This is a genomic window from Kribbella sp. NBC_00382 (assembly GCF_036067295.1).
Taxonomy (GTDB): domain Bacteria; phylum Actinomycetota; class Actinomycetes; order Propionibacteriales; family Kribbellaceae; genus Kribbella.
The window spans coordinates 5,889,370-5,902,385 of the sequence record NZ_CP107954.1; the positions used below are offsets into that span (position 1 = coordinate 5,889,370).

The window sequence follows — 13,016 nt, forward strand, 5'->3', positions numbered from 1 at the left end:
TTGGGGTAATTGGGGTGGGTTCTTGACCGATGCAGGCGGAGTGTGCCGTGGGTGCTCTGAGGTCTCGTTAAGGTCACGCGTTTGTTACTTGCCTCTGGATTGGGCCTGACAACGTTGACATCGCCAGTTTCGACCAGCCAACATGGCGGCTATTCCGCCTACCGGCGCTCCGCCGAGGAAGTTGGTTCGACGTGCGACGAGTCACTGGTGTTCTGGGGGTGACGCTCGGTCTCGCACTGGTGCTCACCGGCTGTGGCGATGGCAAGACCAGCGGCTCGGGGTCGGGTGGGGCCAAGAGCGAGGTGATCGCGCTCGCCGCGGATCCGCTCGACTTCATCAACCCGCTGAACGAGAACGGCAGCCCGGGCATCCAGGTCGCGCAGGCGATGTTCGCGCCGCTGGTCGCGACCGACCCGAACACCGGCAAGGTCGTCAACGTGATGGCCGACTCGGTCACCCCGGACAAAACCAGCCAGACCTGGACGATCAAGCTGAAGGCCGGTAACAGCTTCCAGAACGGTCAGCCGCTGACCGCGAAGGACTACATCGACAGCTGGAACCTGACCGCCGAGGGCGCCAACGCCTGGGACAACAACGGCTTCTTCTCCAAGGTCGAAGGCTACGAGGCGCTGAACCCGCCGACGGCCGAGGGCGCGACCCCGAAGCCGACCTCGGTGAAGGCGCTGAGCGGCCTCAAGCAGGTCGACGACCTCACCTTCACGGTCAAGCTCAAGGTGCCCTTCTCGCAGTTCGGCCTGACCCTGCAGTACCTCGGCCTGGCGCCGCTGCCCGAGGAGGTCCGCAAGGATCCCGACGCGTACAAGCGCAAGCCGATCGGCAACGGCCCGTACAAGCTGGACGGTGACTGGAGCAACGGCGGCGACATCAAGCTGGCCAAGTGGGACGGCTACAAGGGCCCGAACGCGCCCGAGGCGGATGCGATCACCTTCCGCTTCATCCCGAACGCGGACACGGCGTACAACGAGTTCCTGGCCGGCACGGTGGACTTCGTCGACGTACCGGCGACCAAGATCAAGACCTTCAAGACCGACGCGCCGGACGGCTGGGTGGCTGGTGAGAGCTCCGGCGCCAACTACCTGGTGATGCCGGACTGGGACCAGCGGTTCAAGAACCCCAAGCTGCGGCACGCTTTCTCGATGGCGATCGACCGCAAGGCGCTGGCCGATCTGGTCGGCCTGGCGACCCCGTCCAACGGGTTGATCTCGCCGGACATCAACGGCTTCCGCGCCGACGCCTGCAAGTACTGCAACTTCGACGCGGCGGCGGCCAAGACCCTGCTGGCCGAGGGCGGCGGTTTCTCCGGCCCGGTGAACATCAACTACAACACCACGTCGGCGACCGGTCAGCTGTTCGCCGAGGCGATCGGCAACATGCTCCGGCAGAACCTCGGGCTGGAGGTCAAGTACACCGGCAAGGTCGGCTCCGAGCTCACCGAGCTGGCCCAGCAGCGCAAGCTCGACGGGCTGCGGTTCGGCGGCTGGGGACACGACTACCCGTCGATCGAGGACTACCTGACGCCGATGTTCAAGACCACCGGTGACGCGAACTTCGCCCACTACAGCAACCCCGCGCTGGACGCCCTGCTCGCCAAGGGTGACGCGGAGCCGAACCCGGAGGCCGCGATCAAGCTGTACCAGCAGGTGGAGGACATCGCGCTGGAGGACATGCCGCTGATTCCCTTGTACGCCAAGCAGAACGCCTACCTGCACTCGGCCAAGATCGAGCCGCGGGTGTCGAAGTACACCGGCGTCCAGGCGCTCTACTCAACGTTCAAGTGACCCGGTTCGTCCTGCGCCGCATCCTGGCGGCCGTGCCGATCGGCCTGATCGTCACGCTGGGGGTCTTCGCGCTCGTGTTCGCGATGCCCGGAGACCCCCTGCGTGAGCTGGCCGGTGACAAGCCGATCCCGGCCGCGGTGATGGCGGCCAAGCGGGCGCAGTTCCACCTCGACGACCCGTTCGTGGTGCAGTACCTGCTGTCGATGAAGGACATCTTCACCGGCAACTTCGGTACTACGTTCGCCGGCGCCGACATCGCTTCGCAGCTGCGACTGCGGATCCCGGTGACGCTCAAGCTGGCCACGATGGGCCTGATCATCCAGTGGATCGCCGGCCTGCTCTTCGGCCTGTACGCAGGGTTCAAGCGCAACGGGGTCGTCGACCGGATCCTGCTGCTCGCGACACTGTTCATCCTCGCCGTACCGCTGCTGGTCGTGTACTTCGCTGCGCAGTACGTGTTCGGTGTGGAGTTGAAGTGGCTGCCGGTGTCAGGGATCGCGCACGGCTATCCCATGTCGTACCTGCTGCCCGCGGTCTGCATCGGCCTGACCGGGTTCGCCGGCCTGGCCCGGCTGACCCGGACCTCGATCGTCGAGACCGCGAACGCGGACTTCGTGAAGACGGCCCGGGCCAAGGGGCTGGGGGAGCAGCGGATCCTGTGGGGTCACGTGCTGCCGAACGCGTTGCTGCCGATGGTGACCTTCATGGGTGTCGATGTGGGTGGCATCTTCGCGGGCGCGTTGCTTGCCGAGAGCATCTTCAACCTGCCGGGGCTGGGTCAGTTCATGTTCCAGGCGATCAAACTGAAGGAGGGCGGTGTGGTCGTGTTGCTGTCCACGCTCGCCTTCGTGATGTTCATCGCCATCAACCTGATCGTCGACATCATCTACGGCGCGATCGATCCGAGGGTGCGCAATGTCTGAGACGCAGGCGATCTTCGAGGCCGAGGCCGCGGACCTCGGTGGGCGGACGCTGTCCAACCGCGAGTTACTCCGGGCATTGCTCCGCAAACCGCAGTTCGTGCTCTGTACGGTGCTCGTGCTGACGTTCTTCCTGATGGCCGCCGTGCCGCGGATCTTCACCTCCACCGATCCACGGTTCTGCGAGCTGGGCAGGTCGCAGCAAGGTCGAACTGGTGGCCATCCCTTCGGTTTCGACGTGCAGGGCTGCGATTACTTCGCGAACGTCATCTACGGTGCGCGGCCTTCGGTGCTGGTCAGTGTCGTGGCGAGTATCGGCGGCTTCCTGATCGCGGCCGTCCTGGGGTTGCTGGCCGGGTACTTCCCGGGGTTTGTGGACAACCTGATCTCCCGTACCGCCGACGTGCTGTTCTCGCTGCCGGGGTTGGTCGCGCTGATCGTCGTACTGAACTCGGTCCCGAACCGGAGCATCTGGATCATCGTCGGGGTCATCCTGCTGACGTCCTGGCCGCTCGGGATGCGGTTGATGCGCTCGACGGTCTTCTCCGTGCGGAACCGGGAGTTCGTACTGGCCGCGCGGTCGGTGGGTGTGCCTCCGCTGCGGATCCTGCGCAAACACGTGTTCCCGAACGCGATGGCGCCGTTGCTGGCGACAACTACTTTGGGCGTCGGCGGGCTGGTCGGGCTGGAGGCGATCCTGACCTTCCTCGGCGTCGGGTTGCAGCCGCCGTCGATCTCGTGGGGTTCGCAGTTCGGCGTCGCGGCGTCGTACCGGGATGCACCACACCTGTTCATCTGGCCGGCGCTGTTCATCTCGACGATGACGATCTCGTTCATGATCATCGGCGACTCGATCCGCGACGCCCTCGACCCGAAGTTGATGCGATGAGTACGCCGCTTGGTGAAGTACTGCTGCAGGTCGACGATCTGTCGGTCGAGTTCGACACTCCGCACGGGGCTGTCCGGGCCGTCGACGGGGTCTCGTGGCAGGTCCGGGCGGGGGAGACGCTGGCGATCCTGGGGGAGTCGGGGTCGGGGAAGAGTGTGTCCACTCAGGCGCTGACGGGGATCTTGGAGATGCCGCCTGGGCGGATTGTTTCCGGCACCGCGAAGTACCGGGGTGAAGATCTGATCGCGATGACGGTCAAGGAACGGCGGAAGATCGTCGGGGACCGGATCACGATGGTGTTCCAGGATTCCTTGTCTGCTTTGAATCCGGTGCAGTCGGTGGGCAAGCAGATCGCCGAGTGTTATCGGGTGCATCGGGGGCTGTCGAAGTCGGACGCGATGAAGCGGGCGGCGGAGATGCTGGATCAGGTGCGGATTCCGGCTGCTGCCAAGCGGGTGCATGACTATCCGCACGAGTTTTCCGGTGGGATGCGGCAGCGGGTGATGTTGGCGATGGCGCTGGCGTTGGATCCCGACGTACTGATCGCTGATGAGCCGACGACCGCTCTCGATGTCACTGTGCAGGCGCAGATCCTGGAGTTGATCGAGGAGTTGCAGGCTGAGCGGGACATGGGGGTTGTGCTGATCACGCATGACCTCGGGGTGGTTGCGGATGTCGCGGACAACGTCGTGGTGATGTACGCCGGGCATGTGGTCGAGCGGGCCGCTACGGCTGCGGCGCTTGAACGTCCTCTGCACCCTTATACGGAAGGGCTGCTGGGGTCGATGCCGTCGGCAGACCTGAAGGGTCAGGAGTTGCCGACGATCCCTGGTACGCCGCCTTCGTTGCGCGCCATTCCGTCTGGGTGTGCCTTCCGGACCCGGTGCCCGGAGGCTATTGAGGACTGTGCGCTGGTGGTGCCGCCGTTGCTGACGATCGCGCCTGGCCGGGACGCCGCGTGTATCCGCCGTACGTCGATGCCTGCGCAGGAGGCGGTCTGATGAGTGACGAGTTGCTGCTGGCAACCAATCTGGTGAAGCACTACGACATCAGCCCGGCGTTCTCCTTCAGCCAGAAGACTTTGGTGAAGGCGGTTGACGGGGTCGACCTGGTGCTGCGTCGTGGGGAATCGCTCGGGATCGTCGGCGAGTCGGGATGTGGGAAGTCTACGCTGGTCCGGCTGCTGGCTGCATTGGAGAAGCCGACGTCGGGTTCCGTTCTGTACGGCGGTGAGGATGTCAGCAAGATGGGCGGCCGGGAGCTTCGGCGGTGGCGGCGGAACGTACAGGTCGTCTTCCAGGACCCGTACTCGAGCCTGAATCCGCGGATGCGGGTCGGCGAGATCGTCGCGGAGCCGCTGGAGGTGCATCCGGATGTGTCGCGTGGGCTGGATATCCGTGCGCGGGTGCGGGAGTTGCTGGAGCTTGTCGGCCTGCGGGCTGAGGACGAGACACGGTTTCCGCATCAGTTCTCGGGTGGTCAGCGGCAGCGGATCGGGATCGCTCGCGCTATCGCGTTGAACCCTGACGTGTTGCTTTGCGATGAGCCGGTATCGGCGCTTGATCTGTCGGTGCAGGCGCAGGTGGTGAACCTGCTCATGCGGTTGCAGCGGGAGCTCGGGCTCAGCATCATCTTCGTGGCGCATGACTTGTCGGTGGTACGGCATGTGTCGGATCGGGTTGCGGTGATGTACCTCGGCCGGGTGGCTGAGCTTGGTGAGCACCACCAGGTCTACGACGTACCGGCTCATCCCTACACCCAGGCTCTCTTGTCCGCTGAGCCCGGCCTAGCCCGCCAAGGCCGCAAACGCATCGTCCTAGCCGGCGACCCACCCTCCCCGGTCTCGCCCCCGTCCGGCTGCCGCTTCCACACCCGCTGCCTCCGAGCCGAGGCCCGCTGCTCAGTAGACGTCCCAGAACTCCGCCAAATCCCCTCCGGCCAAACAGTCGCCTGCCACTTCGCCGAAGACGCCCAAACCACCTACGCCTCCACCCTCACCCACTAGTACTCACCCACGCCGGCACCTCCGCTCGCTCCTCCGTCGCTCACACGGCGCTGAGCTCCCACCCGCCCCCGGGCGCTGGCTCCTGCGTCGCCAGCTTGGTGACAGCGGCCTGGTTGGCCGGGGTGCTCGCGGTGGCGTGGCTAGTGTGTGCGGATGCTGTCGGGCGCGAGGTACTCGCCCACGCTGGCGCCTCCGCTCGCTCCTTCGTCGCTCACACGGCGCTGAGCTCCCACCCACCCCGGGCGCTGGCTCCTGCGTCGCCAGCTTGGTGAGAGCGGCCTGGTTGGCCGGGGTGCTCGCGGTGGCGTGGCTAGTGTGTGCGGGTGCTGTCGGGCGTGAGGTACTCGCCCACGCTGGCGCCTCCGCTCGCTCCTTCGTCGCTCACACGGCGCTGAGCTCCCACCCACCCCGGGCGCTGGCTCCTGCGTCGCCAGCTTGGCGACAGCGGACTGGTTGCCGGGGTCCTCGCTAGGTGAGGCTGGTGTGTGGTCGGCGCAAGCGATGTCAGGTGCAAGGCCCGATCACACTACGGGGTGACTATCGGATGGTCGCAGTGCTCGCAATTCGAGGCGTAGCCCCACTTCACCCAGGTCTCCTTTCCACAGTACTTGTTCGGACAACGAACCTTGACGTTCTCTCCGACTTTGGGCATGTCGACTCCGATCGTTCGGGTGCTTAGGTGGATATCCGGAATGTCAGGGCTGAATGGTGCGCGCAGTGACACGCCCGTCGTCGTAATAGGACACGCGCACCTGACCTTCGATCCTGGTGAAATTGGAATCGATGTCAAGAATTATCATGCCGTTCGTGTCCATCAAGACCTCGAGTAGATGTGATTCACGGGCGACACGTATGCTCGACGGCGCTGTGTTCGTGATCACTACAGTTCCGATGCTGCCCTCGGTATACACGCCAGTTTCGCCGCGGTACTCCTCGGTCAGCTTGACGCGATCGCCTTCGCGGTAGCCGTTGATGTCGGGTTTCTGCCAGCTAGCCATCAGTACGTGGCTACCTTGGGCCGCGACATAGGTTTCGCGGTTCGCTGGCGACAGTGCCTGCTGTTCGGTGCCTGACAGGTTGTTTGCCAGATCGCGCTGATACTGGGCGAGGCGCGATGCATCGAGTTCGGTGCCGATTTCGAATGGCCGCGGTTCTGTGGTGGTTGGGCGGCTGGCCGGCCGAAGTCGCTCGTCGTTCTGTCGCATCCACTCGACCCGTTCCATGGCCTCCCGGATGTATTGCTGTTTGTACTGCTCGACGAGGTACTCCATGTATGTCGCCGTGTGAGTCGGGGTTGTTGGTGCGGGATGTGCTGGTACCTGCAGGGAAGAGGCGGCTGGAGAGGGTGTGTTTGAGGCCGATCGCCGTGGATGCTCCGGGTGCCGGCAATGCTCGGGATGGCGAAAACTCTCCAAGAAGAGCGTGATCGGCCAGGCGGTGCCGAGCAGCGTCGCGGACAGCAGCCCGGGATTGGCCTGCACGCCCTTCTCCATGTGTATCGATGTCCCGCAACGCCGTACGTAGTATCGGCACGAGTTCACGAAGGCGCCGATAATCCAGACAATGATCAGAAAACCCCCCATTGAAACCCCTCTTTCACAGGCCTGCGAGGCGAGACGCTTCGGTACGCGTCGCATCGCCACTACCCCCGCTTGAAGTCTGCCCCACCCACTGCCAAGTGGGTAGTCATTGTCAACGGGAACTTTCTTTACATAGGTTTGGCCGGCACGTGGGTGATTCCCAACGACGCTTGAGTCGGTGCGCAAGGATCAGCTGCAGTAACTATCCATAGTTGGTTCGCCTGACGCGTGGCAGGCTATCGGCTCAAGACTTTCGGGAGTTGCATCTCCTGCTTCCAAGATCGAAGACTGTTGCAGTCATCAGATCTATCGGTACGCCACCGCGCGGTAGGTCCCCAGTGCGGGTCAGGTGCGGAGACGCCACCGTCCGTATGGTCGGCCGCCTTCGCTGCAGCTCGTTCCTGTGTCCGACGTACTCGCTGAGATTCAGCGCTACTCCGAGAACGACGTTGTCGCGCGCGAGCTACCTGTCTGTGCGCGTGGTCCAGCTAGTTCGCGGGCCTAATGACAGGCCGCGATCACGGCTGTCCATTTCAGAGTCTCCCGCGTTCTGCCTGGTAGACCTGCGCCCTGCACTACCGTTGCCGAACTTTTGGAGGTTTGAGGATTGATGATGACGGGTGAGCTGTGGCCAGCTGAGGGACTGCCGAGCTCGATCGCCGTGGGCGAGTGATGTTTCCGTTGCGGGGGTAGCCGCACTTGGGGTGTGTCGGTTTGCTCCTGCCACTCTCCTTCGGTTGTGTTCTGGCCGTGTTGCTCACCCTCGGAGGGTCCGACGGCACACCGATGGTCCTGCTGCTGGTGCTCTGCTCTTGCCCTGGCAGGTGGAGAACGTCGTGAACACTTGCGCGCAGGCTGCCAGAATCACCAGAGTCTGACGCGTTGGTGTCCGGTCTCGGGCGCCCACTGCTGGCGTGGCGCTGCGTCCCGTGTTCGGCGCGAGCGGTCAGGAAGACATAGAAGCTGTTGGGATTTTCCCAACAGACAGCTTATGCTTGAGGGTATGACCAGAGATGGGGACTCCGGCAGTACCGCTCGCGGTGTTGGTGATCCGGGTGCTGGTGGCGGTTCCGTCGGGGAGCGGGTTCGGGCTTCGATTCCTTTGCATTTGAGTCAGCGGAGGTTGGCGCCGGAGATTGGGATGACGCATGACGCGCTGTCTCGTGCGCTTAACGGGCAGCGGCACTTTTCGGTGTTGGAGATTGCTCGGTTGGCCGACTATCTCGGTCTCGACACCCATTGGCTGATCACCGGTGAGCAGGATCCGTATCGGGTGCGGCTGGCGGCGCGGCATACCTGGGGGAAGAGTTCGGCTGATCAGGAAGAGCAGGATGCGGCGATCATCGCTCGCGTTGTCGAGACGTATCGCGCGGCGTACGCGGCTGAAGGTGTGGGCTCGACGTCCATGCGGCTTCCTGCTGATCCGAGCGAGCTGCGGGCGATGCTTCCGAGCGCCGATGTCAGGGGTTTGTCGGAGCAGGTCGAAGGCGCGTTGGGCATCGACATCGTGCGGGACCCGGGGCTGTCCACCGACTACTCGTTCCGGATCGGTGAACACGCAGTCATCCTGTTGAAGAGCACCATCTATTGGTTCCGGGCCAACTGGTCGATCGCGCACGAGCTCGGTCATCTCGCGCTGGGCCATCATGTCCGCGACCGAACGACGGCTGCGGAAGAGGCGCCGGCTGACGCGTTCGCCAGGGAGTTCCTGCTTCCCGAAGTAAAGGTACGTGCGGTGGATTGGCGGACCGTCGATCTCGGTGAGCTTGCACGATGGGTATGGGATGCCGGGGTTTCGACAGCCGCACTGTCCCATCGGTTACGCCACCTGAACCTGGCGACCTCCAAGCAAGTGCAAGAAGCGCTCAAGGAGACGACTCCGAAGTTGATGCGGGCGCATGTGGAGCAGCTTCGGAACAATCGTGTGCACGGAGATCCGATCTGGGAGCGCGAGAACGCGACGACTGGGCGGCAGTTTCCCGAGCACCTGGTTGCTGCACTCACCGAACGCGTTGAGGTTGGCGAGGCAGACCCCTACCTACTGGCCTGGGTCCGTGAGGTACCGGTCGACGACCTCTCCTGGCCTGAGCCGGATGTCGATGCTCCTTTGGCTGATCAAGAGACACGCAGGGGCGAGGAGGACGACTCGCACTGGTTCGACCTGCTTGAAGAACGGTGAATGAACGCATCCTCGAGTGGCAGCTGCTTGAGGAAAAGAAGCTCGCGACGCGCCTTCAGTGCTTCCAGTGCACTGAGCCCTGGCCGACCACACCGGGTGGTCGCCGCCTGCCACAACACCCGCGTCGCTGGGAGTGGGACGCTCAACGGCACGTCAAGAATCTCAACCAGCTGATGCGTCCGGGCGACCGGGTATTGATCGGGGTGGACACCTCTACAGGCGTGGCGGTCGACGCTGCGGTCGTACACCTGCGGTTTTTGGTCGACGGCGCCAAGCTCGTCGCCAAGATCGAGGTCGGCGCTGTGGCCATGTCGCATCGGGGTCCGGATCCGCCGTACCTGGGCGACGAGATCATGGACGTAGCCGTCGCCGAGGCAAGGGCCGCGATGCACCAGCAGGACTGCACGGTCGGCCTTTTGGCCGGGTTCATCCACGTCGACAACAAGGCGAGCATGCGGATGGCCGCGCGAAATGGGTGGGAGCCGCAGGACGCACCGACCGAGGCGGGCTACGTGAGGTGGGCGCGGCGTCTGAACTGATGGCCGGTGTGGCCGGCGTTTCAGCTGACTCCTGTGGCTGCCCAAGGCGTGGCCTTTAGGTGGTGGATTGGTCGGAGTTTCGGTCTAGGCGGTCTCGGCGGTCTTGTTCTCGTTTGGAGTAGGCGGCTGCTCGGATTGCCTCGTCCGATTCCAGGCCGGAGCCTAGGCCGCCGCCTACGGTTGCGGCGGAGGCGACGAACCAGGCTAGGACGAAGAGGTCTGCGTGGCCCGTCGGGTTCTTGAGATAGCCGCCCATCACGTCAGGGTCGAGGATGAAGTATGCCCAGGCCAGGTTCACCACGTAGAGGGCGGTGTAGCAGATGAGGACGCCGACCGTCAGGGTCAGCAGGGTCGAGCCGTTGTAGAGGCGGGATCTTTCGCGGGCTTGCGGGGAGTCGTCGTCGGGGCGGTCCCACAGTTCGCCGTCGATCACTAGCCAGCCGACGACGAGTGCGATCGAGGCGATCGTCGCGACGACCAGGCGCCACCACGACATCGAGTCGGCCAGCAGCCAGACCGTGGAGTTGACCGTAGCCACGGCGCCAGTTGCCAGCGCGGCCACGAGCGCGGACTTCAGGCCCGGTACCAACAGCCACGGACGGTTGGCGAGCACCATGCCTACGAGCAGGCGCCAGCGGCCGCGCCGCTGCGGGAGGGCCACGTGGTGCTGATCCATCGGGTGAGGGTCTGACATGCTGCTGATCAGGGAGCGCACTGCCCGACGGGTGCGGGCCTGCATCCGAAGCCCACCCAGCGCAGGCAGTGACAGTACTGCCGTCCGTTGCTCTGGATCGGTCTCGACTAGCAGGTGCCGGCCCTCATGGTCGTGGAGTGGTAGTTCGGTCAGACCGACGACGAGGTCCCAGTCATGTTCGCGGGCCCGGTCCTGCAGCCGACCCACCGCGGCGCCGACGTCCTCAGAGCCGATGGTGAAAGGCTCACTCACGACGGTGATGTCCCAGTGGCCGCTGCCGTCGGGTGGCCTCAGGTCGGTCAATCTCCTGGCGATCTCAGTCGGTGCGGCTGGATCGGCCACCAGTCCGACGCGGATGGGTTCCATACCGGCCCCGTACCCCATTCACTGCGGAGACACGCAGAGCTCAGTCGTGTACGGCGGTCACGTGGTAGACGCGGCCGCCCCAGCCGTCGTCGGGGAAGGAGTCGGCGATGCGGATGTAGGTTGCCTTGTCCGGGCCGAGGTGAGGTGTTAGGTCGAACGTTCTGGCCGCCTTGTTCTCGCCGTCGTGGAACTGCTGGGTTTCGGTCGCCAGGGTGGTCCAGTGCTGGCCGTCGCCGCTGGCCTGGATGACGAACTCGTTGTCGATCGTCAGGGTCGCGGAGGCCGTGGTGGTGTCTGCCGGGAACGGGAAGCGGTAGACGAAGTACGAGTGGCCGTCGGCGAAACGGTTCTGGATGCCGTTGCTCTGTGAGCCGTCCGCGTCCCACAGCCAGGGAGTCTCGGCCGCCGTACCGGTGTCGAAGTCGGCGGTGTTCGCGATCAGGATGTCAGCTCGGGTGCTGAACGACAGCTGCGATCCGGACGTCGCCGTCGCGGTCACCGAGTAGCGACCGTCCGGCGTACCGGCTGGAATCGTCACGTCGAGCTTGACGGACGAGTGCACCGGTACGGCGTTGCCGTGGGGGCGAAGTGCGACGTTCGAGCGTGGGGGAGTGACGGCCCATCCCGACGGGGCAGCGGCTCGTACGGCGACTTGGAGCGGCTCGTGTCCCGTGGCCTGGATGTTGACCGTCAGCTTCACGTGGGTGGCGGCGCCGGTCGACGGCATCACCACCGGAAGGGCCGGATCGGTCGTGGCCGACAACGACCGTACTGGCGGGGTGGACGGTACGGCAGCGATCAGCGCGCTGAGGGCGCTGGCCTGGGTACGCCAGTCGAAGACGTTCGGCTCGGCGCCTGACCATTGCTCGCCCAACCTATCGGCCGCGTCCCGGTCGTTGCCCCAGACCGTTGCGGCCTGCTGGGCAACGAAATCGGTGTAGCGGCGATCGTGCGTGGTGTCGGCGAGGTCCATCCAGTAGCGCATGAAGATGCCCTTGAACTGCTTGCCGTTGTCGTCGCATGTGCGGCCGGGTGCATCGCAGTACTCCGTCAGGACGCCGTTGGTCACCAGCCCACCCGGGGCGATCGCCGCGTCGGCCAGCCGTCGTACCGTGGTCAACAGCTTCGGGTCGTGGGTTGCTCGCCACAGTTCGAGGCCGGCGCCGATGGCCAGGCCCTGGTTGTAGCTCCAGACCGTGTCGCCGTTGCTCTGGCAGTCGTCCTTCAAACCGTCGTTGACCAGGCCGGCGGAGTTGATCATGCCGCTGGCGGTGAACCAGTTCCAGCCCTCCTTCGCGCGACCGAGCCAATGCTTGTCACGCGGCAGGCGGTTGTGGAGTTCGGCGGTGAGGCGGATCCACAGCCCGTTGGTGACAGCGTTCTTGTAGGTGCGTTCCCCGTTCCACCAGACGCCGCCGCCACAGGTGCTCGGGTCCCAGTAGCCCTCGACGTACTCCGCGATCGTGACCGCCATGTCGAGGTACTTGCGGTTCTTCGTCAGGTCGTACGCCTGGATCCAGGTCAGGCCCCACCACTCGGAGTCGTCGATGGCGCGGCTGGTGAAGTTGCCGAGCAGCGGATCGCCGGACAGGTACCCCGCCGGGAACACGCCCTTGTCCTTCTCGAAGGTGTTGTCCAGCTGGGGAAGGTAGCGCCGGTCGCCGGTGCGTTCCATGTAATCGCCGACGGTCTGCAAGGCAACCGCGGAGTTCCACCAACTCGACGGGAACCATGCCTTGTTCGGTTCGTAGGAGCTCATCACCTCGTCAGCCGCGACGCGGGCCCGAGCGGTCGCCGTCGGGCCAGTGGCGGCTGAAGCCGCTGGAGCCGCACCGGCAGACGGTGCGGCCAGTGCGGCGGCAACCAGGACTGCTCCGGCCATCAGTACCTGCAGAGTTCGGGCAGCACGAAACACGGCGATGATCTCCTCGATGACTTCAGGCGGGCGAGGTTGGAAACGTTTCACTGAACTGTCGAGAAGTATCGTCGCCTCCGAAGACAACGCTGTCAATGGTCCGTGACGGACGTGAGTTCACGGAGCCACC

At 64.7% G+C, this 13,016-nt stretch carries 10 protein-coding genes; 7 read left to right on the top strand and 3 right to left on the bottom strand.

Annotated features, from left to right (window positions below):
* Positions 1 to 191 precede the first annotated feature (191 nt).
* Genes OHA70_RS28130 through OHA70_RS28150 form a run of 5 tightly spaced genes read left to right on the top strand, consistent with a single transcriptional unit; the run spans position 192 to position 5,613 of the window.
* A complete protein-coding gene (locus tag OHA70_RS28130) occupies positions 192 to 1,799 on the top strand; it encodes a peptide ABC transporter substrate-binding protein (RefSeq protein ID WP_328322674.1) in 1,608 nt (535 codons plus the stop codon).
* The gene (locus OHA70_RS28135; protein ID WP_328322675.1) at positions 1,796 to 2,722 is read left to right on the top strand and encodes an ABC transporter permease; all 927 of its coding nucleotides are present in this window, start codon (positions 1,796 to 1,798) and stop codon (positions 2,720 to 2,722) included. Before OHA70_RS28130 ends, OHA70_RS28135 begins: the two co-directional genes overlap by 4 nt.
* Positions 2,715 to 3,608: an ABC transporter permease gene (locus OHA70_RS28140; protein WP_328322676.1), complete on the top strand. Its 894-nt coding sequence runs from the start codon at positions 2,715 to 2,717 to the stop codon at positions 3,606 to 3,608. The genes OHA70_RS28135 and OHA70_RS28140 overlap by 8 nt, the downstream gene beginning before the upstream one ends.
* On the top strand, positions 3,605 to 4,609 hold the full coding sequence (locus OHA70_RS28145; protein WP_328322677.1) for an ABC transporter ATP-binding protein: 1,005 nt from the start codon (positions 3,605 to 3,607) through the stop codon (positions 4,607 to 4,609). The genes OHA70_RS28140 and OHA70_RS28145 overlap by 4 nt, the downstream gene beginning before the upstream one ends.
* Positions 4,609 to 5,613, top strand: coding sequence for an ABC transporter ATP-binding protein (locus tag OHA70_RS28150; protein ID WP_328322678.1), 1,005 nt, complete (start codon positions 4,609 to 4,611; stop codon positions 5,611 to 5,613). The genes OHA70_RS28145 and OHA70_RS28150 overlap by 1 nt, the downstream gene beginning before the upstream one ends.
* A gap of 695 nt (positions 5,614 to 6,308) precedes the next feature.
* Here OHA70_RS28150 and OHA70_RS28155 read toward each other — a convergent pair.
* Positions 6,309 to 7,106 (bottom strand): hypothetical protein, encoded by a 798-nt coding sequence (locus OHA70_RS28155; protein WP_328322679.1) that lies wholly within the window; start codon positions 7,104 to 7,106, stop codon positions 6,309 to 6,311.
* Between the two features lie 1,090 nt (positions 7,107 to 8,196).
* Between OHA70_RS28155 and OHA70_RS28160 the strand changes: the two genes are divergently transcribed.
* Positions 8,197 to 9,372: a helix-turn-helix domain-containing protein gene (locus OHA70_RS28160; protein ID WP_328322680.1), complete on the top strand. Its 1,176-nt coding sequence runs from the start codon at positions 8,197 to 8,199 to the stop codon at positions 9,370 to 9,372.
* Positions 9,369 to 9,911 (top strand): hypothetical protein, encoded by a 543-nt coding sequence (locus OHA70_RS28165; protein WP_328322681.1) that lies wholly within the window; start codon positions 9,369 to 9,371, stop codon positions 9,909 to 9,911. Before OHA70_RS28160 ends, OHA70_RS28165 begins: the two co-directional genes overlap by 4 nt.
* A 55-nt stretch (positions 9,912 to 9,966) precedes the next feature.
* Here OHA70_RS28165 and OHA70_RS28170 read toward each other — a convergent pair whose 3' ends face one another.
* Positions 9,967 to 10,971, bottom strand: a complete 1,005-nt coding sequence (locus OHA70_RS28170; protein ID WP_328322682.1) for a hypothetical protein — start codon at positions 10,969 to 10,971, stop codon at positions 9,967 to 9,969.
* A gap of 40 nt (positions 10,972 to 11,011) precedes the next feature.
* Positions 11,012 to 12,937 carry a glycoside hydrolase family 76 protein gene (locus tag OHA70_RS28175; protein WP_328322683.1) on the bottom strand — a complete coding sequence of 642 codons (1,926 nt, stop codon included), beginning with the start codon at positions 12,935 to 12,937 and terminating at the stop codon, positions 11,012 to 11,014.
* Positions 12,938 to 13,016: the final 79 nt, after the last annotated feature.

Excerpts from the sequence above, each read along its gene's own strand:
- OHA70_RS28140 (WP_328322676.1), top strand. The coding sequence starts at position 2,715 with ATGTCTGAGACGCAGGCGATCTTCGAGGCCGAGGCCGCGGACCTCGGT.
- OHA70_RS28145 (WP_328322677.1), top strand. The coding sequence starts at position 3,605 with ATGAGTACGCCGCTTGGTGAAGTACTGCTGCAGGTCGACGATCTGTCG.
- OHA70_RS28150 (WP_328322678.1), top strand. The coding sequence starts at position 4,609 with ATGAGTGACGAGTTGCTGCTGGCAACCAATCTGGTGAAGCACTACGAC.
- OHA70_RS28155 (WP_328322679.1), bottom strand. The coding sequence starts at position 7,106 with ATGGAGAAGGGCGTGCAGGCCAATCCCGGGCTGCTGTCCGCGACGCTG.
- OHA70_RS28160 (WP_328322680.1), top strand. The coding sequence starts at position 8,197 with ATGACCAGAGATGGGGACTCCGGCAGTACCGCTCGCGGTGTTGGTGAT.
- OHA70_RS28170 (WP_328322682.1), bottom strand. The coding sequence starts at position 10,971 with ATGGAACCCATCCGCGTCGGACTGGTGGCCGATCCAGCCGCACCGACT.